17 protein-coding genes are annotated in these 18526 nt (G+C 48.3%); 4 read left to right on the top strand and 13 right to left on the bottom strand.

Annotation, left to right across the window (positions count from 1 at the left end; all coding sequences use genetic code 11):
- Positions 1-97: 97 nt before the first annotated feature.
- On the bottom strand, positions 98-346 hold the full coding sequence (locus tag ACO0LB_RS08535; protein WP_423048453.1) for a hypothetical protein: 249 nt from the start codon (positions 344-346) through the stop codon (positions 98-100).
- A gap of 20 nt (positions 347-366) precedes the next feature.
- On the opposite strand from ACO0LB_RS08535, the gene ACO0LB_RS08530 reads away from it, so the two are divergent.
- On the top strand, positions 367-909 hold the full coding sequence (locus ACO0LB_RS08530) for a GNAT family N-acetyltransferase (protein ID WP_423048451.1): 543 nt from the start codon (positions 367-369) through the stop codon (positions 907-909).
- Between the two features lie 58 nt (positions 910-967).
- Here the strand turns inward: ACO0LB_RS08530 and ACO0LB_RS08525 are convergent, their stop codons facing one another.
- The 4 genes from ACO0LB_RS08525 to ACO0LB_RS08510 form a co-directional block, all read right to left on the bottom strand.
- Positions 968-1402, bottom strand: coding sequence for a hypothetical protein (locus ACO0LB_RS08525; protein ID WP_423048449.1), 435 nt, complete (start codon positions 1400-1402; stop codon positions 968-970).
- Positions 1403-1550: 148 nt separating this feature from the next.
- Complete coding sequence (locus tag ACO0LB_RS08520; RefSeq protein WP_423048447.1) at positions 1551-1883, bottom strand: c-type cytochrome; 333 nt, start codon at positions 1881-1883, stop codon at positions 1551-1553.
- A 243-nt stretch (positions 1884-2126) separates the two neighbouring features.
- Positions 2127-3596 carry an aminoacyl-histidine dipeptidase gene (locus ACO0LB_RS08515; protein WP_423048445.1) on the bottom strand — a complete coding sequence of 490 codons (1470 nt, stop codon included), beginning with the start codon at positions 3594-3596 and terminating at the stop codon, positions 2127-2129.
- Positions 3597-3857: 261 nt separating this feature from the next.
- Positions 3858-4793, bottom strand: coding sequence for a phytanoyl-CoA dioxygenase family protein (locus ACO0LB_RS08510; RefSeq protein ID WP_423048443.1), 936 nt, complete (start codon positions 4791-4793; stop codon positions 3858-3860).
- Between the two features lie 553 nt (positions 4794-5346).
- Here ACO0LB_RS08510 and ACO0LB_RS08505 point away from each other — a divergent pair.
- A complete protein-coding gene (locus ACO0LB_RS08505; RefSeq protein ID WP_423048441.1) occupies positions 5347-7551 on the top strand; it encodes an OsmC domain/YcaO domain-containing protein in 2205 nt (734 codons plus the stop codon).
- A 158-nt stretch (positions 7552-7709) separates the two neighbouring features.
- Here ACO0LB_RS08505 and ACO0LB_RS08500 read toward each other — a convergent pair whose 3' ends face one another.
- Positions 7710-8795, bottom strand: coding sequence for a GGDEF domain-containing protein (locus tag ACO0LB_RS08500; RefSeq protein WP_423048439.1), 1086 nt, complete (start codon positions 8793-8795; stop codon positions 7710-7712).
- 597 nt (positions 8796-9392) lie between these two features.
- Here ACO0LB_RS08500 and ACO0LB_RS08495 point away from each other — a divergent pair.
- Positions 9393-10004, top strand: coding sequence for a hypothetical protein (locus tag ACO0LB_RS08495; protein ID WP_423048437.1), 612 nt, complete (start codon positions 9393-9395; stop codon positions 10002-10004).
- Between the two features lie 626 nt (positions 10005-10630).
- On the opposite strand, the gene ACO0LB_RS08490 is transcribed toward ACO0LB_RS08495, so the two are convergent.
- The 3 genes from ACO0LB_RS08490 to ACO0LB_RS08480 all read right to left on the bottom strand — a co-directional run bounded on the left by ACO0LB_RS08490 (position 10631) and on the right by ACO0LB_RS08480 (position 12560).
- Positions 10631-10849 carry a helix-turn-helix domain-containing protein gene (locus ACO0LB_RS08490; RefSeq protein ID WP_423048435.1) on the bottom strand — a complete coding sequence of 73 codons (219 nt, stop codon included), beginning with the start codon at positions 10847-10849 and terminating at the stop codon, positions 10631-10633.
- A 9-nt stretch (positions 10850-10858) separates the two neighbouring features.
- Positions 10859-11494: a hypothetical protein gene (locus ACO0LB_RS08485; RefSeq protein WP_423048433.1), complete on the bottom strand. Its 636-nt coding sequence runs from the start codon at positions 11492-11494 to the stop codon at positions 10859-10861.
- 526 nt (positions 11495-12020) lie between these two features.
- Complete coding sequence (locus tag ACO0LB_RS08480; RefSeq protein ID WP_423048431.1) at positions 12021-12560, bottom strand: REP-associated tyrosine transposase; 540 nt, start codon at positions 12558-12560, stop codon at positions 12021-12023.
- Positions 12561-12809: 249 nt separating this feature from the next.
- On the opposite strand from ACO0LB_RS08480, the gene ACO0LB_RS08475 reads away from it, so the two are divergent.
- A complete protein-coding gene (locus ACO0LB_RS08475) occupies positions 12810-13133 on the top strand; it encodes a tyrosine-type recombinase/integrase (protein ID WP_423048429.1) in 324 nt (107 codons plus the stop codon).
- 166 nt (positions 13134-13299) lie between these two features.
- On the opposite strand, the gene ACO0LB_RS08470 is transcribed toward ACO0LB_RS08475, so the two are convergent.
- The 4 genes from ACO0LB_RS08470 to ACO0LB_RS08455 all read right to left on the bottom strand — a co-directional run bounded on the left by ACO0LB_RS08470 (position 13300) and on the right by ACO0LB_RS08455 (position 18461).
- Complete coding sequence (locus ACO0LB_RS08470; protein WP_423048427.1) at positions 13300-13833, bottom strand: hypothetical protein; 534 nt, start codon at positions 13831-13833, stop codon at positions 13300-13302.
- A gap of 282 nt (positions 13834-14115) precedes the next feature.
- Complete coding sequence (locus ACO0LB_RS08465) at positions 14116-15873, bottom strand: glutamine--tRNA ligase/YqeY domain fusion protein (RefSeq protein ID WP_423048425.1); 1758 nt, start codon at positions 15871-15873, stop codon at positions 14116-14118.
- Positions 15874-16170: 297 nt separating this feature from the next.
- On the bottom strand, positions 16171-17508 hold the full coding sequence (locus tag ACO0LB_RS08460; RefSeq protein ID WP_423048423.1) for a diguanylate cyclase: 1338 nt from the start codon (positions 17506-17508) through the stop codon (positions 16171-16173).
- Positions 17505-18461 (bottom strand): ABC transporter substrate-binding protein, encoded by a 957-nt coding sequence (locus ACO0LB_RS08455; protein ID WP_423048421.1) that lies wholly within the window; start codon positions 18459-18461, stop codon positions 17505-17507. The genes ACO0LB_RS08460 and ACO0LB_RS08455 overlap by 4 nt, the downstream gene beginning before the upstream one ends.
- Positions 18462-18526: the final 65 nt, after the last annotated feature.

Genomic DNA, 18526 nt, shown 5'->3' with positions numbered 1-18526 from the left:
TCCCGGCAAAGCCGGACAAGCTTCCTTTGCCGTGGGAAACACCACTTGCACGTGATGCTCGTTTCGCCAGCAAGTAACATCTTGCCTGAAACCCTGGTCACACCATGGCGACGAATGTCGTGCCATCCTGTAGTTGGTCTGCACAATAAGGAGCTATCACGCCGTCGGCGTGGTTTTGCGTCATCAGTTCTGATTTAAACGGAGTTACCAGTAATCTGGTGAAGGCAGGCATTGTAGCCGACATCGTCACCGTATCGCTGTTATACAAAAAACGATGGCGGATATTGAACTGAAAATCCAACCGGAACTTGTTCACCAGATAACGGTCTGTTGTTACTGTCTGCACACATACATAGGAGGCTGAAGATGATTCAAGGAAGTAATTTCCACTTACGTCATATGCGCCGTGACGAAGTTGCGCTGTATACAGAGCTGATCAATGCTCCCGAATCTAAAGGCGATTTTTTGTCGCTGGAATTGAATTTGCCCGGTGTCATCGAAAAAAAATACGAAACAGAAGCCTATTCCAAAGAAGCACGCGAGACGTTCTTGATCGTTGATGGGCATGACTCACATCGGGGGAAAATACTGGGGCAGATTTTTCATTTTAAAACCGTACCGTATTTCAATTCCCGAGAAATAGGATACGCATTATTTTCCAGCGATACCCGTGGTAAAGGTCTGATGACTGAGGCAGTAACGTTGCTGACGGAGTATCTGTTCAGGACGATGCTGATTAATCGTTTGGAAATCCACATGAATACATTGAACCTCGCTTCTGAAAAAGTCGCGATTCGTTGCGGCTATCGTAAGGAAGGGATTGCGCGCGGTGCCGTATTCAGCCGAGGCAAGCATATTGATATCGCGATGTATGCATTGCTGCGTGAAGAATGGGAACAATTGCTTTAAACAGCGATGTGTCTGCGATTGCTCAGGTGGATCATGCAGGTAGAGAGGAGAGGGCGGATCAGGAGGGTGGGGCAGTTTTTGCCACAAATTCTGCGTGTGGATAATCGTCCGGAGTAAAAGGAAAACCCTTGCCCGTCAGCCATTGGCAAGCTGTTTCCATGTCTGCAAAATAATGCACCAGCTCTTGCGGTAAATTACCTGTTTGACGTTGATGTATATTCATACGCACAGCATTTGGCACAATGACCGCCAGACAGGCGCAGCCATGAGCGAATGCCCATTCGCGCATTTGCGGAAAAGCCTGTAGCGATGCGGCATTCGACATTTCCCAATTTGCCGCATTGGTGAGCCCTGCCCATGGCTGATCGAGCGGCGCTTTTTCTTGTGTTTCCCGAAAACAGGCTAATGTGCCTGGTTCATTGAAACTGCCCGCTGTCGTGCGAACCAGCACATTTCTGACGAGAGTAATCTCCCATGCCCCATGAATTTTCATTGAATGATAAAGAGTTAAACGCTGCAGGACGATAGATAAATAACTGATTGTAGCTAAAAATAACGGGCTGTAAGCCCGTTCCTCGCTTGCTGTATGTTTGTTTTATGTTTATCTGTGCAAATAACTTGTTCTGTTTCAAGTCATGTTGTCAGCGAACACCACGCAGATACGCTAGCAGGTTGGCGATTTGTTGCTCATCACTGATGCCGTAAAAACGCATTTTGGTACCGGGAACAACATCACTGGGCGATTTCAGAAACGCAGCCAGATTTTTTTCTGTCCAGATGATTCTGGAATTTTTCATTTCCGTCGAGTAAGAATAATCAGTTGTTGATCCTGCCACTCTGCCAATAATCCCGTTCAACTGCGGCCCAAAACCACCTCGCGCGGAAGGGCCTGTCTGATGGCAGGAGGCACATTTGCGAAATGCGATCTGGCCTGTATCAGCGTTACCCACAACACCCGCATGAGCGATATTCACGGATAGTATCAGCAAAAAAATCAATGCCTGTTTGTACTGCCGTCGCCACTTTAAAAATATCATGATGCCAAAAAGAAGGTAGTAAAGTAAATGCACACAGAAAAACACGATGGCGACATTGCCGCTGAATTCAACCACAAATCCGATGTGATGACAGGCTTCACGACTGTCAATATACGCTCATCATCACATCAGAATTCAGAAAAAAATAGTCAAAAATAAAACGAAAAATAAAACGAAAAATCAAACAGATTCTTTTGCTGGGATGCGTTCCAGTACGGCCAGCAAGAGCGTCCAGTATTGACCGACAGTTTCGATATTCACCATTTCATCGGGGCCGTGCGGATAACGGATGGTCGGGCCGATAGAAACCATGTCCAGTTCAGGATAATGCTTTTTGAACAGACCGCATTCCAGTCCCGCATGGATGACCATGATCACCGGTTCTTTGTGATAAATGCTTTGATAGGTGTCTTTCACGATCGCCATCACCGCAGAGCTGGTATCAGGCTTCCAGCCTGGATAGCAACCGGAAAACGCGATCTGTGCACCCGCCAGGTCGCTCAGCGATTGCAGCGTGCTTTCGATGTTTTCACGACCGCTATCGATCAGCGAACGGATCAGGCATAGGATGCTCACTTTGTCTTGCGAGGTATTGATGACGCCTACATTCAGTGAGCTTTCGGTGACGCCTGTGATCTCGTCACTCATGCGGATCACGCCGTTCGGGCAGCTATTGATCAGGTTAATCAGTGTTGTCTGCGTTGCTGCCTGCAAGACCTGCGCAGGCAATGGTGTACTTTGCAGACTGAGTTTTAATGCGGGTTCCACGACGGCCAGCTCGGCTTGCAATATCGCCTGATATTGAGCGACGCGTTGCTCTAACAATGCAGCTTGTGCAGGGGCGATCGTAAAGCTGCACTGCGCTTCGCGTGGAATTGCATTGCGCAGCGAGCCGCCTTTGATGTCGGATAACGATAATCCGAGTTCCTTCGCATGCCGGGCAAGGAAGCGGGCAATCAGTTTATTTGCATTGCCGCGCCCCAGATGAATATTCACGCCGGAGTGACCGCCTTTCAGACCTGCGATGCTGAGCGTGAACGCTTGCTGATTTGCTGGCGCTGGCTGCCATTGCAAAGCGACGCTGATTTCGGCATCCACACCACCGGCGCAACCCATGTAGATTTCGCCTTCCTGTTCGGAGTCGGTATTGATCAGAATTTCGGCATTCAACATGCCTGCCTGCAAGCCGAACGCGCCTGTCATGCCGGCTTCTTCATCGACTGTCAGCAGTACTTCCAGCGGGCCGTGGCGAATATCGTCCGAACCCAGAATCGCCAACGCGGATGACATACCGATGCCGTTGTCGGCACCTAATGTTGTACCAGTTGCCTTGACCCATTCGCCGTCGATCCATGGCTGGATAGGATCGGTCGTGAAGTCATGCACTTTATCTGCATTCTTCTGCGGCACCATATCCAGATGCGCTTGTATCACGACGGTTTTGCGGTCTTCCATGCCAGCGGTGGCTGGTTTGCGGATGATCAGGTTGCCGACATGATCGACCACCACCGGCAAGCCGCGTTGCTTTGCCCATTGCTGGATAAATTCGCTGAGTGCGGCTTCGTGTTTGGATGGGTGCGGAATTGCACAGATTTGTTCAAACCATTGCCATAAAGGCTGAGGGAAAAGTTGATGAATTGCGGTTGTCATGATTGTCCTGTGAAGCCTTTGCGCTCATGTGTGTTCATGTGTGCGTTGTAGCGGCTGAGGGCAAAAGTTTAACACAGGCATTCTTTTGATCCGGTACCCCTCTTATGTCCTTCATCGCAGGGCATGTCGTATTGTTCCGACCGGCTTCGACAATGAACGCATCAGGTGTGGCGACGGTGCTTTTCTGCGATGGTGTCACGCATGTATTCTGGCGTAAAGCGATAACCCGGAGATGTGAATCCGGCGCAATGCTGTCAGTCTTCAAATCCATATACTATGTTCTACATGATTCGTCGGAATATAAGTCAGATACTGCACCATGCGCGGTGTTTGGCCGTGGTTAGGCGTTGCGCAATGAGGCAGGGCCTGATGCCAGATAATGAAATCGCCTGCATTGCCCGGCACGGCGCGAGTCGCCAGTGTTTCTGCTGCAATTTGCCGGATGTTGTCTCCGGGCTTGAATTGCCTGAGCCAGTCTGCGATCTGGTGATGAAAGCCAGGCACGCAATGAAACGCTCCATCGCTGCTGGCGCAGTCGGTTAAATACAGTAATCCCTGGTAGCGTTCCGGTATCGGTTGCGCGATGCTGAAATCCCAGTGCAGGGTACTTCCACGAAAAGAAAAATAGGGCGTTTCCGGTGGATTGAAACTGACGTGATCTATAGTTTTGTAAAGTGCTTCGCTACCGTAGAGTTGCGCATAGGCAGCGCGAATACGCTGTGATGCGCGGTTGCTGTTTAATTGCGGATGATTGTACAAAGGTAGCATCAGACCGTGCTGAATACATTGTGGCTGATACCAGCTTGATGTTTCTTGCAGCGTTGCACCGATGTACTGCCAGATCGCATTGCAACTGGCAGTACAAGCGGCAGCGTCAATGACATTATGCAGAACCAGATAGCCGTTTTCTTGCCAGAAAGCGATTTCTTCGGCCGAGAGAAGATAGCGGTTATTATCAATGTCCGATTTGTCTTCTGTTACCTGATACTGCGCGCTGGTATACGCGATCCAGTCGTGGAATTCTTCCAGCGTCGGGCGCTCTTGCAGTAGAAATCTGAGTGTGACAGGGTGCGCAATCTGATTGGCATACAGGGCTTGTTTTTGTTGTTCCCATTCCATTGATTCTCGCGCACTGGCTTGATAAGTTGGATCGCAATGGCGTTGCCAGAGTGTCTTTAACATAGGCCAGTTTTGCATGGGTTTCCTTTGTTGCGCGTGTTGTTGCGCGTTTTTTTTGCGTGCCATCATTTCTTCAAGGGGTAGTGTAAATCTCAATGCAAGATGGAGTGGAAAAATCTGGGTAATCGCAGGTACAAAAAACGAAGCCTGTTTTCATTGTAAGAAAGCACAAAAAAGCATTATGAGGCCACTTAATCTATCAACCTTAATCTTCGTGAGCGCATTCATTTGTATAGGCATGAGCGTCATCATGTTTTCGGTAGGCCGTATTGTTAAGTTAGCGATGCAGGGCGTGGCGTATTGTGCGTGGGAGTAAAGAATGACATTGATGGCATTGCTGCTACTTGTTGCTCAAGGGATACTTAGCAAATTGATTGCGATTCTTGGATTCAATGGCACGATGTTATGAACCGGGGCTGGGAATGCTCCATCAGTTATTACAAGAATGCGAACAGGTTGCTGGTTTTAGCGGTTCGGGGGCAAGGCTATTGGTGCGTCTACGGCTAAAAGAACGGATAATGGCGCCTAACTCACTTTTAACGCGCTTTTTGCCGCTTTTTGGAACACTCTTATGGAAATTAAAGTCAACTTTCTCGATAAGCTTCGCCTCGAAGCCAAGTTCGATGATTTCACGGTGATCGCTGATCAGCCTATCCGCTATAAGGGCGATGGCTCGGCGCCCGGGCCTTTCGATTACTTTCTGGCGTCGTCGGCATTGTGCGCGGCGTACTTCGTGAAGTTGTACTGCAACACGCGCGATATTCCCACTGAGAATATCCGCCTCTCGCAAAACAATATTGTTGATCCGGAAAACCGTTACGCGCAAATTTTCAAGATTCAGGTTGAATTGCCCGCTGATATTTCTGATAAAGATCGTCAGGGTATTTTGCGTTCGATTGAACGCTGCACCGTAAAAAAAGTCGTGCAGGAAGGTCCGCAATTTGTGATTGAGGAAGTAGATAGTCTCGATGCCGACGCACAGGCCTTGCTGACCTTGAATCCAGATGCGGACGCCGCGACCTACATCCTCGGTAAAGACTTGCCGTTAGAGCAAACCATCGCGAATATGTCAGGCTTACTCGCGGGCCTGGGCATCAAAATCGAAATCGCATCGTGGCGCAATATCATTCCGAATGTGTGGTCATTGCATATCCGCGATGCGCATTCACCGATGTGTTTTACCAATGGCAAAGGCGCGACCAAAGAAAGTGCTTTGGCGTCGGCGTTGGGTGAGTACATTGAGCGCCTGAGTAATAATCATTTTTACGCCGGTTCGTTCTGGGGCGAAGATATTGCGAATGCGGATTTCGTGCATTACCCGAATGAAAAATGGTTCAAGTCGGGTAAAAAAGATGCGCTGCCAAAAGAGATTCTGGATGCGTACAGTCTGGCAATTTATAACCCCGATAAAGAACTGCGTGGCTCGCATTTGATCGACACCAATTCGGGTAACGCAGAACGTGGTATTTGCTCATTACCATTCGTGCGCCAATCCGATGGCGCGACCGTTTATTTCCCGTCGAATCTGATCGAAAACCTGTTTGCCAGCAATGGCATGAGCGCCGGTAATACGCTGGTTGAAGCGCAGGTGCAATGTTTGTCTGAGATTTTTGAACGCGCAGTCAAACGCGAAATCCTCGAAGGTGAAATCGCCTTGCCTGATGTGCCGCAAGACGTGCTGGCAAAGTATCCGGGCATCCTTGCGGGCATACAAGGATTAGAAGAACAAGGCTTTCCAGTACTGGTCAAAGACGCTTCGCTAGGCGGGCAATATCCGGTCATGTGCGTCACCCTGATGAACCCGCGCACCGGCGGCGTGTTTGCTTCGTTTGGTGCACACCCGAGCTTTGAAGTCGCATTGGAACGTAGCCTGACAGAATTGCTGCAAGGTCGCAGTTTTGAAGGCCTGAATGATTTGCCGCAACCCACCTTCGTCAGTCAGGCTGTGACTGAGCCGAATAACTTTGTTGAGCATTTCATCGATTCCAGCGGCGTTGTGTCATGGCGCTTTTTCAGTGCCAAAGCCGACTACGAATTTGTGGAATGGGATTTTTCTGGCCAAGGTGAAAACTCCAATGCCGACGAAGCCGCCACCTTGTTTGGCATCCTTGCCGATATGGGCAAAGAATCCTACATGGCGTTGTATGATCAGTTAGGTGCGACCGCTTGCCGCATCCTGGTACCGGGTTATTCAGAAGTCTACCCCGTCGAAGATCTGATCTGGGATAACACTAACAAAGCCTTATTGTTCCGCAACGATATTCTGAATTTACATCAGCTCGATGACGATGCACTGGAAGACTTGCTCGATCGTTTAGAGAATAACGAACTCGACGATTACAGCGACATCGCCACCCTGATCGGCATTGAGTTTGATGAAAATACGGTCTGGGGGCAACTCACCGTGCTGGAATTAAAACTGCTGATCCACCTCGCTTTAGAACAACTCGAAGACGCGCAGGATTTGACGCAAGCCTTCTTGCAATACAACGACAACAGCGTCGAACGCGGCTTGTTTTATCAGGCGTTGAACGTGGTGCTGGAAGTCACGCTCGATGATGAATTGGAGCTGGATGATTACGAAACCAATTTCCGTCGTATGTTTGGCAACGAACGTATGGATGCGGTCATCGGATCGGTCAATGGTAGTGTGCGCTTCTATGGCTTAACGCCGACGAGCATGAATCTGGAAGGGCTGGATCGCCATCAGCGGTTGATTGATAGCTACAAAAAACTGCATGCGGCCCGCTCTAAAACCATGATCGCCTCCAGCTGAAGTCCGTCAGTGCGAACCTGCACTGATCAGGGAGGGGCAAACACGGCTGCGGTATGCGATTGCATCCGTGTTTGTCTATGTCAGTGAATACACTGCAGATGCTGTAAAGTTTTTTCAATGGCGCATCACTGAAGCCACAAGTCGTTCGATTCCGCGTATCAGGTAGTTTGCGTAAAACACGATACCCGGTTTCGTCCTTGTTGTTTCGCATCGTACATGGCCTGATCCGCTCTGCGCTGAATTGCCGCCATGCTGTCTTCACTGCGTTCACAACTTGCTACACCGATGCTGGCTGTCACCTTAATGCGTTGCGTGCCGATTTGTGGCATGAGTTTTTCAATTTCGCTGCGCATGGATTCGGCTAGTTTAGTCGCACCGCTTAAATCTGTATCGGGCAAGAATACTGAAAATTCCTCACCGCCAATCCGTCCGACGGCATCGCTTTGTCGCACCGAATTCTGCAATTGTTTAGTCACTGCTTTCAGCACAATATCTCCAGCCTCATGTCCGTAAGTGTCATTGATTCTTTTGAAATGATCGAGATCGACAAACAGTACAGAAAAATGTTGCTGATGACGATTTGCCAGATGAATTAACTGATCACAAGTCGCGTAATATGCGCCGGCATTCAGCAAATCAGTCAACGGGTCATGGCTGGCAATATGGCGCAGTTGCCGATTGGATTCCCGCATACGGACAAAATACGATATCGAGCGTGCGCCATAGACATGGAAAAAAGCACCAAAATAAGCCAGCGCCGCCAGCAACGTCGCAATCGCATGCGGCGAATATGGTTTGGGTAGTGAAGAGTTGCCAGCACCAAGACCAATAATCGTCGCAATAGTAATCAACATCCCCGGCCGCTGGCCCAGCAAAATGTAGACGCCCGGAATATTGGTAAAAAACCAGATTACCCGCATTTCATCTTCAGACACAAAATACAAAGCAGAGACATACTCCAGCAGACATACCGTTTCATACACCCAGGCGAGCGTGATAAATCGCTGTGGCTGTCCCCGCAAAAGCAGCCAGACGATGAGGCTGAGTATCGTAAAAGCCGTCATCGACCCTACATGTCTCATGTCGATGTGATTAGCTGCGGTAGCGACACCTATCAGCAACAGCGCAGTGACCCCGGCGCCTGCTAAAAGAACGATGCATAAAAACCGGAACTGAAAAGCACGGTATTCCTCACCTTCAAGAAAAGCGACATTACCGTATAGCATTTTTTTTAATGTGTGCATGGCGGGCTTGCGATTGATCTGTTTCCTCATCCCATCATCAGGGTGTCTGATATCAATGATACGCCTCACATAGGAAAATCAATGGATATGTACCTTATTTCGCAACAGCTTAATATTGTTCTGTGTCAATCAAATGACATATCCAAAGAGATGAATCTTACAAAAAGTATGGATGTCCGATCAAGCTACGATCCGCCACAAGATCAGTCACAAGACCAGCCTGTGCAGGCGTAACGGAGCATCTCAGCAGGGCAAACATCGTGCTGAATGACCTTACCAGCACAATGAAATTGATATAAGAACAGGGCTCGACGGGGCAGGGTGCTCTCATACTTAGGCGTGGTTGCGCAGTCTAATCCTCATCGTCGCAGAAGCGTCCTATCAGACTTGTCCGTACTGTTAATGGGCTATGCATCAGCGGCAACAGGCTACCTTCTCGTCGTGTGCGCCATCTTGTAACTTTTGATACATTATTATTAATAATTTATTGATAATTAAATATGTTTCTCATTTATAATTTTTCGCCCGGCTCTTGTATGTGCGAATGATCAGCATAGGCAAAGGCTTTTTATTGATCTTCTTGCGAGAACAAAAAAGATGATACAAAGACTGATCCGTTTCATTCAACGCCCGGTTGTCAGAATCTTGCTTACAGCATGGGTATTGTTTTATGTGATTTCACAGGTCACCTATTCGCAGACCATGCGCAATATTCTGGGTTTGCCAGTCATCATTTGGACGATCTATGCACTGGTTAATACGGTCATCAAAGCCAGAGGCGCCAAGAAGCGATTACTGGCTGACATTCAATCGTTTTCACAGATCAGCGATCCGGCGTATGTTGATACCTGCCGTGAAAGCGCCCTTGCCCTGAATTACGCCAACAAGACCATTTACATCATCGACGATGGCAAACAAAAAGCCATGCCGTACAGCGATATCCTGCGTTGGGAAATGGAATACAAGGACGGCGGAGGGTTGGCGATTGGCGGTGTTTCCGTCAACGGTGCCAGTGCGATTGCCGCGCTGTTCGGGGTTGGCTTTTTCTCTATGCTGGGTCGCTTTTTATACAAAACCAATGACATCGGTTATATCAAATTCTGGGTCAATGATGCCGAGCACAGCATTGTCAGCGTGTATGTCTCAAACGATGCCATCGTAGAAAAAATGCAGCATTTCTCTATGGTCAACGGCATGAAGGTGCATTGATATTACGTAGTTTATCAACTCATTTGCTGTCCTGCTATCCGTATGGTCAATGCGCTTGCCAATAACCTTCAGGCGTTTCGATCAGCACCATCAGCAGGACACATTCGATAGAAGCCATTGATGCACGTAGACGTAAAACAAGAAGCGATGGTTGAATCGATCAAAAATGGAAATATCGGACAGTATCTCGCGTTTAACAAGAATGGGGAACTGGTGCAATTTTCTTGATACCTTGCATTGCGATATCAATAACAGATTCTTGTTGAGAACGAAAATGCTTGATGTGCAAAGGGACTTACTTCATCAAGTTGTTCTGCATCCTTGATATAAAGCGCAGAGTGTCAACAAATCCCTCGCTTCCTCACAGCACCTGCGCTGTGAGTTGCCCCCATTAATTCGAAAAACTGTAGAGCGGGTGCCACCCGCATCGCCAGCATGTCCAACATACCGAGATGTTGATTGGTTGCTTGAAACATCGTTGAAGAGCAATCGTTGGTGTGTTTTACAGCGTGGGTTGCACTCGCCCTACATAGCGATTCAAAAATAGGCTGTGCCAAGAATTGCCCCTATTTTTCGTACCGCTTATCGGGTGTGGCTCAGCTGCGTTATGCGTACGCATGACAAATTCAATCTTGTTGCGAGCTAGCGTCAAAGGCAAGAATATCCCCAGGCTGACATTCTAAGACCTTACAAATTTTTTCTAAGGTATCGAAGCGGATTGCTTTGGCTTTGCCGGTTTTTAACACGGATAAATTTTGCGGCGTAATATCGACTAATTCCGCAAGGGTATTTAAGCGCATTTTGCGTTTTGCAAGCATCACATCTAAATTGACGATAATCGGCATGTCGTCTCCTTAAATGGTTAATTCAGCTTCTTCGTTTAAATCAACACCGATTTCAAGCGACCAAATAATCAGCAACAGACATCCTATCCAAATCGCCTCGTCAACCACATTTCCTATCCATGTTGACATAGACAGACTAGGGTTTTCGGTGCCATAGATCATGTTCATCAAACTCAAACAAAGTTCCAGCGCAAGTATCACAGCCGTCAGGGCAAGGTTCCAATTAAATGCCTTTGTTGCATACGAAATGGCGGCATGATGAAAAATATTACCTTCGTAAAAACACGCTATCAATTTACGCAAATAGATCACAATCATTTCCATGACGAAAAAGAGGAGGGAAATCAGGAGTATGAATACCAGCTTGATTTCCAGGCTCACGCCGTCGGCAATAAGATCAAAAATACTTTGCTTCGATTGCGCATATTGCAAAAAGAAATCGTGAAAACTGCTCGTACTATCGGACGCAAATAAAATGAGGCCGACAAAAATACACCCCAAAATTGGAATCACCGCACGAGAAAAAGTCAGTGCGATCAAAAAATAACCACTGACTTTACGGATAGCTTGAATACGCGCGTGTCGACGGATTTCCATCAGAGTCTCCCGGGTGAGTTGAGGTTTGTTTGCATTTTCGGGCGTCATTTGTACGCTCCGATGAAAATCATTGTAATGACGGTAATTTTGAAAATCAATATATATTTATCGTTTATCGATAAATATATATTGAATAGAAAGTTTTTTAAATCTACTTTCAACACAAATCCGATGCGGATTGCACCATGCCATTGCCGCATGAGGTCAGGCGATCAATGGTATCGGGGAACTGTCGACGTAAAGATTGGAACAGGTTATTCTCAGCCTGTATGTGTCAAACGATGCATCGTAAAAAAAATGCAGCATTTGGGATGGTTAACGGCATGAAAGTGTATTGATATTACGTCGCGGGCAACATCACGGGCTGTTCCGGCACATCACGCGTAGCAATGGCAGAAGAACGAATAGTTAAAATAAAGCTAGAAGGAAGGCGGTGCGCATGGCGCACCCTACCGAGGTAACTTGTTTGATGTTTAAATGTGAGAACTGTCCCGTTCGTGTTGTTCTTGAAAACAAGCCACCAGCCCACAGAGATTGCGTAGTGCGCCATGCGCACCAATTTCTCAACAAACAGCTACTCCCCAAAATCTCCAACAACATCACCGCGCACCCCCCAATCCGGCGGCAACATCTCTTGCACCACATAACGATGAAATGTCGAATAGGGCCAATCCACCGCGCGCGCAACCAGCCCATGCTTGACCGGATTCCAATGAATATAATCGACATGCCGTGCAAAGTCATGATCGTCACGGATTTGATGTTCCCAAAAGCGCCGTTGCCAGATGCCCGATTCTTTTCTCTGCGTTCGTGAGGCAGATACATCATCCATACTAAACTCATCGGCACAAGCTTGCGAAACCAGACGTTTGATCATCGACCAGCGCACAGAAAAATCTGCATCACCCTCCGGTAGCGTCCAGATACAATGCAAATGATCAGGTAACAGCACCCATGCATCAATCTTAAACGGATGTGTAAGTCGTGTTTTTTGGATCGCCAGGCGCAAGGCGTCGCGCAAAGATTCGTTGCTCAAAATAGGCCGACGACGAAAACTGTTCACCGTAAAGAAATACGTACCACCAGCGATATTTGAACGTCGGTAATTAGACATGAGAAAGGCGCAAGAAAGAAAATCACAGCCTGCCTTGAACGTGATCACTCGTCAATCTCTGTGAAAACGATCCCTCAGCAAAGATGCGCCTCGTGGCACAAAAACACGCCCCAAGCCGAAACATCACGTAGGGTGCGCCATGCGCACCAATGATGTAAAAACGAACGGCTTAAAAATGGGGATACCCGGTGAAATGGTGCGCATGGCGCACCCTACGGAGATACGCACGCTACGCTTGCTGGTAAAAAATTGAGAATTGCTATTGAGGGCGAGCTGGCCGATGTTATAGCTCGCATCATGGCTAAGCCGCGTGATAGGGTGAACAAGGCACTCTTGCAAGATCCAGATGGCCAGCGCCTGACATATCCCGCGATGCGTTCAAGGTTTGATAAGGCCAGGGAAGAATCAGGTGTAAATTTTCAATTTCGAGATTTGCGTGCCAAAGCCGCAACTGACATTAATGACCTGGGTCATGCGCAAAAATTATTGGGGCATAAAAATCGCGCAACTACAGAAATTTATACTCGGAATAGAATCGGTGAAGTGGTAAAACCACTTAGTAAGCGAAACTGACTTAATTCTATAAAAATGGCCGATTTGAGATAAGCAAAGAAATTGGTAATTCTTTACTGAAAAATGGAATTTTGATTAGTTGGTTTTTAGAGTACAAAACAAACGCTACGTAGTGGTAGCGTTTGTCTTATATTTAGGCAGTCACAGAAAGAAGTTGTCGGAGCATTTAATTTCGTTCAAATTCAATGAACATATACTCAGGGAGGTAGGTTTCATCATATGGTATGTTTTTGCTTTTCATGACCTCAATCCACTCTTGCATGACATGTAAAAGAAATTCAAATAATATTTTACTTGTGCCATCTGACAACTTAATCACTAGATCACTTTTAGTGCTCATTTCTTGATGTTCAGAATGTACCCCGCTTCTTAAAACAGCAAATTGCGATTGTGTCGCTTCTACACCGCTGACTGTTGAGGTCGAGCTATCAAGTGAGAAATGCTTTGAAGCATTTGCAATATCACGCACATATGTTAAAACTGTTTTCTGATTTAGCTCTTCATGAAATGCGGCTTTATCAACGCTTGAAAGATTAAGGTGCTTGATGCACCAGTCTCTCATAGCATGTGCAGTAATACAGAAATTGAAAAAATAGTCATATTTTTGTTGGTGGTTTTCTGCTATCCAAGTTTGATAGCCATCTCGATGCAGTTTTTTAAGAAGGTCTTTTGGTGTATCAAATCCGTAAATTACGCTCATATAGTCCTTTTTTTTTGTGTGTACATTCAATCAAGCATTTCGGAAGTGTACACGTATATCTACATAGGGAATTGTAGAATGGAGTTGGTTTTTGTAGAATGAACAGACCAATGCAAAAAGGGCTTACATCGCTGTAAGCCCTTCTTTTTACTACATATTCCTTGGTGGCCCGGGGCGGAATCGAACCACCGACACAAGGATTTTCAATCCTTTCTCAAATTTGCTGATGGAGATTTTCTTAACGTAAAAATGATCCGAGCATAACAAGGAGCTGGACAGTCGTCACTTCCCCCACGAATCCTTCAAAGTAGTCACCCGATTAAACACTGGTTTCCCCTTCACCGAATCCACGCGATCCGCGACAAAATAACCATGGCGTTCAAACTGCAAACGTGTGTCTGGTTCGACATTGACCATGCCCGGCTCGACGTAGGCGCGGATGGTTTCTAAGGATGATGGATTCAACAACGTCATGAAGTCTTTGCCACCAGCATCCGGATTTGCATCGGTGAACAGGCGGTCGTACAGGCGTACTTCGACTTCTAAAGAATCAGACACGCTGACCCAGTGAATGTTGCCTTTGACTTTGTAATTGGCACTGCCTTCGGTGCCGGATTTACTATCGGGGAAGTAGTTGCAATGCACGGCGATGACGTTGCCGTTTTCATCTTTATCGCAGCCTGTGCATTCAACCACGTAGCCGTAACGCAGACGCACTTTGTTGCCAGGGAAGAGACGGAAGTAGCCTTTTGTTGGTTCTTCCATGAAGTCTTCTTGTTCTATCCACAGTTCTTTGCCGATGGTGAACTCGCGGTTGCCGCGTTCCGGGTGGTGCGGGTGAACGGGTGCTGTACAGGCGACGTTCTCACTCATTTCTCCCACCATGGGGAAATTGTCGATAATCAGTTTCAATGGGCGCAGCACGGCGGTGGCGCGTGGTGCTTTGGGGTCGAGGTCTTCACGTAGGCAGCCTTCGAGCGTGCTGTAATCGATCCAGCCATCAGAGCGGGTCACGCCTATGCGTTCGCAGAATAGTTGCAGTGATTCTGGTGTGTAGCCGCGGCGACGGATGCCGACGATGGTTGGCATGCGCGGGTCGTCCCAGCCGCTGACGATGTTTTGCTCGACCAGTTGGCGCAGTTTGCGTTTGCTGGTGACGACGTAGGTTAAGTTCAGGCGCGCGAATTCGTATTGGCGTGGCACGGGCTGTTTGAAGAAACCACCTTCGGCTGCGCGGGCGATGATCCAGTCGTAGAACGGACGGTGATCCTGGAATTCCAAAGTACAAATCGAGTGCGTGATGTTTTCTATCGCGTCTTCGAGTGGATGCGCGTAGTCGTACATCGGGTAGATGCACCATTTGTCGCCGGTATTGTGATGATGGGCGTGGCGGATGCGGTAGATCGCCGGGTCACGCATATTCATGTTGGGTGACGCCATATCGATTTTGGCGCGCAGGATGTGGGCACCATCGGCAAATTCACCAGCTTTCATGCGGCGGAATAAATCTAAAGATTCGCTGGCTGTGCGGTCGCGGAAAGGCGAGTTCACGCCAGGCCGTGAGAAATCACCACGATTTGCCGCCATGTCTTCCGGGCTTTGGCTATCGACGTAGGCATGTCCTGCATTGATCAGGTATTCGGCAATCGCGTAGAAAGTGTCGAAATAATTGCTGGCGTAATACAGGTGATTACCGCCGCCGTTTTGTGCTGAGGCTTGCCAGTCGAAACCCAGCCATTTGACGCTGTCCATGATGGTGTCGACGTATTCCTGATCCTCTTTCTCAGGGTTGGTATCGTCAAAGCGTAGATGGCAAACGCCGTTGTAATCGCGGGCTAAGCCGAAGTTGAGGCAGATCGATTTGGCGTGACCGATGTGCAGGTAGCCATTCGGTTCTGGCGGGAAGCGGGTGATGACTGTTGGCATGCCATCACGCTTGTAAGTGCCAGCAGCATTGTCGTTGTCGATAATGGCGCGTAAAAAATTGGAAACGGGTGCGGCGGTTTCTGCTGCTGCCTTATTTTTGTTGTCGTTGCTCATAAATTAAACCGATAAAAAATAGATGTTTGAAACGAGACTGAGGTGCTGGTTCGTTGTGCGGCAGGCAGATGGCAGGCAGGTCTCTGGCAAATTGCTTTGCGCAGTGGTGTGCAAGGGACGCCCAACCTGATCTGTGCCCGTGAGCGAACGTGCGCTTCAGTGCTTCCATAATGGGATGACAAGCATTTTACCGTAGCACAGCAGGGAAAGCGCGTTTGTTTGTCGTCTGGCGGGGGAGTTGTTGCGCTGATGGCGATGGCAAACCGGGGGCGGTGCTGGTGGAACTCTGGCGTAATTTCAGAGTTCTTTGAACTCGACCCGGTTGCGTCCGCTGCGTTTGGCGTGATACAGGGCGTTATCTGCCCGTATCATCATGTCGGAAATGGTATCTGGATGGCGATAGCTGGTAACACCAAAGCTGGCAGATTTTTTACCGATGAGACTGAAATCATGATCGGCAATAGCGAGGCGTAATTTTTCTGCCGTGGAAATGGCGGCGTTGATGGGTGTTTCGCGGAAAATCACTAAAAATTCTTCGCCACCCCAGCGCCCAACGGCATCAATTTGACGGATGTTGTCTTTGAGAATATTGGCAATGGCGATCAATACCTGATCACCGACCTGATGGCCGTAGGTGTCGTTGATGTTTTTAAATTTATCAATATCAATAATCGCAATCGAAAAATGGCTGCCATAACGCTGGCTGCGGGTGAGTTCGGCATCGAGGATTTTTTCGAGTTTGAAGCGGTTATGCAAGCCGGTCAGGCGGTCAGTATTCGACAGCATTTCCAGTTCCTGATTTTTTTGTTCCAGCTCTATGGTGCGGGCGGCGATCAGATGTTCGAGATTGGTGTTGATGGCCAGCATTTTATTGTGGCTGCTTTCAATTTCAGATGCCATCAGATTGAAGCCGTTTTCGAGTTCTTCCAGCTCGCCACCTGCGCGTGCCGCCAGCCGCGTGCCAAGGTCGCCATGTGCCATGTTATGCACGCCTTGTATCAGTTGTGATAATGGTTTGGTGATGTCGTGGCTCATCCGCAAAGCCAGTACGGATGCGCAGGCAGTGCCGATGAGCCCGATCAGTATGCTGATGATGACGAACATGCTCTTGGTTTGTTCGCTGGAGACAGTGCTGAGTTCGACATAGACGCGACCCAGTAATTTATTACTTGGTGCGATGCTGACGGTATCAGTGGGGCTACGGTCTAATAAGTCGAAACTGTCGAGTTCTGCATGTCCTTGATAAATAGGTGCGGCAAAAATGAGTGAATGGTTCTTGCCGCGAATAATTATTCCCCTGTCCGCGGCCTCTGCATGTGCCGCTTCCAGGCGACTAGGCTTACCGCTGACAGCGAGTATTTTGTGTTGCGGATCGGTGATGATCACGGCATGCGCATCGTCTTCTTTCATGACCGATTGTGTGAGTGCCTGCAATACTTCGCGATTACCCGAAAATGCACCGTATTCACTGGCTGGCGCGAGTTGACGCACGATCACTGCGCCACGCGCTTTGAGTGCGCCGTCAATCTCTGTTGTACCGACAACGACGATCAGAATGGTGAGTAACACCGAGATCAGCCATACCGGCATTAATGCCAGAAACAGGATGCGATGCTTGAGTTTCCAGTTTCTCATTGCCCGCGCTCCGAAATATGTTTGATTTTTTTGACGAGTTCAGCCTCGCTATCCATCGCCAGTCCCAGCGAATGTTGCACTTGTGCATTGACATTGACTGAGAAATATTTTGGATGTTGCGGTAGCGGCAGATAGCCGCTGGATGGCATGGTTTGTATGATCTCTGCGACTTGCTGAGCGATCTGCGCAGGCAGGCTGTAGACCGCTGCCAGCGCGCCCGCCTTGACGTAGGACGCTGAAAACCCGAATAACGGAATTTGCTGGCGGTAGCTGGTCAGCAAAATGCTGGGAATATTGTTACGGTTATAAATGACCGGGTCTGGAATCGCCATAATGGCATCGCTGCTGACCAGTAATTTTCTGAGCGCCGGTAATAAATCGGCATCCTCGTTGATGGTTTCAAATTGCAGGCTGAGTTCAGTTTCTTTGGCTGCGGCTTGCAAGCCAGGGATGAATTCTGTCGATTCTTTTCCTATCAGCATGCCAACGCGTGGCTGTATCTTTTGCATCGCAGCGCGTATTAACGCCATCTGGCGATTCCAGGACTGATCAACGTAGATTGCCGAAAACCGATGAGGATCAAGAGGTTTTGCCGTTTGTTTGATGGCTTTGTTATAGCTGGTGCGGGGAACCAGTACGTTTAACACGGACATCGCCGGAGGCTTTTGTTGCAGCGCATGCATGGCAGGTGTGCCGACGGCGATCAGGAGTTGACCATTCGCTGATCTGGATAAGTCTTCGATCTTGAAAGAGGCGAGGGGAATGATCTTGACGCTGGTTTTGCTGTTACCCGGTAGTGCCAGCGAGTTGATCAGGTTTTGTGCGAATTCAGAATAAGCACCGGCATCTTCGCTCAGAAGCACGGTAATCCCTTCAATTGCCAGGGTATTGGTGCTGTTTGCCGCTTTCAAGGGCAGGCTGAGTACTAACGCCGTCAACGCTGTGAGTGCCATCAGAATAACGGAAGCAAATGTGGATTTGCTTGACAGTGATTTGATGGAAGCGCAGCGGTGATACG

It is taken from the genome of Undibacterium sp. SXout7W, assembly GCF_049339385.1.
Taxonomy (GTDB): domain Bacteria; phylum Pseudomonadota; class Gammaproteobacteria; order Burkholderiales; family Burkholderiaceae_D; genus Undibacterium.
The sequence above is the reverse complement of the archived record's forward strand: the minus strand, read 5'-3'. Positions and strand labels throughout refer to the sequence as shown.

Bases quoted from the DNA above. Each gene is read 5' to 3' on its own strand.
- ACO0LB_RS08530 (WP_423048451.1), top strand. From the start codon at position 367: ATGATTCAAGGAAGTAATTTCCACTTACGTCATATGCGCCGTGACGAA.
- ACO0LB_RS08525 (WP_423048449.1), bottom strand. From the start codon at position 1,402: ATGAAAATTCATGGGGCATGGGAGATTACTCTCGTCAGAAATGTGCTG.
- ACO0LB_RS08515 (WP_423048445.1), bottom strand. From the start codon at position 3,596: ATGACAACCGCAATTCATCAACTTTTCCCTCAGCCTTTATGGCAATGG.
- ACO0LB_RS08510 (WP_423048443.1), bottom strand. From the start codon at position 4,793: ATGCAAAACTGGCCTATGTTAAAGACACTCTGGCAACGCCATTGCGAT.
- ACO0LB_RS08505 (WP_423048441.1), top strand. From the start codon at position 5,347: ATGGAAATTAAAGTCAACTTTCTCGATAAGCTTCGCCTCGAAGCCAAG.
- ACO0LB_RS08500 (WP_423048439.1), bottom strand. From the start codon at position 8,795: ATGCACACATTAAAAAAAATGCTATACGGTAATGTCGCTTTTCTTGAA.
- ACO0LB_RS08495 (WP_423048437.1), top strand. From the start codon at position 9,393: ATGATACAAAGACTGATCCGTTTCATTCAACGCCCGGTTGTCAGAATC.
- ACO0LB_RS08490 (WP_423048435.1), bottom strand. From the start codon at position 10,849: ATGCCGATTATCGTCAATTTAGATGTGATGCTTGCAAAACGCAAAATG.
- ACO0LB_RS08485 (WP_423048433.1), bottom strand. From the start codon at position 11,494: ATGACGCCCGAAAATGCAAACAAACCTCAACTCACCCGGGAGACTCTG.
- ACO0LB_RS08480 (WP_423048431.1), bottom strand. From the start codon at position 12,560: ATGTCTAATTACCGACGTTCAAATATCGCTGGTGGTACGTATTTCTTT.
- ACO0LB_RS08470 (WP_423048427.1), bottom strand. From the start codon at position 13,833: ATGAGCGTAATTTACGGATTTGATACACCAAAAGACCTTCTTAAAAAA.
- ACO0LB_RS08465 (WP_423048425.1), bottom strand. From the start codon at position 15,873: ATGAGCAACGACAACAAAAATAAGGCAGCAGCAGAAACCGCCGCACCC.
- ACO0LB_RS08460 (WP_423048423.1), bottom strand. From the start codon at position 17,508: ATGAGAAACTGGAAACTCAAGCATCGCATCCTGTTTCTGGCATTAATG.
- ACO0LB_RS08455 (WP_423048421.1), bottom strand. From the start codon at position 18,461: ATGGCACTCACAGCGTTGACGGCGTTAGTACTCAGCCTGCCCTTGAAA.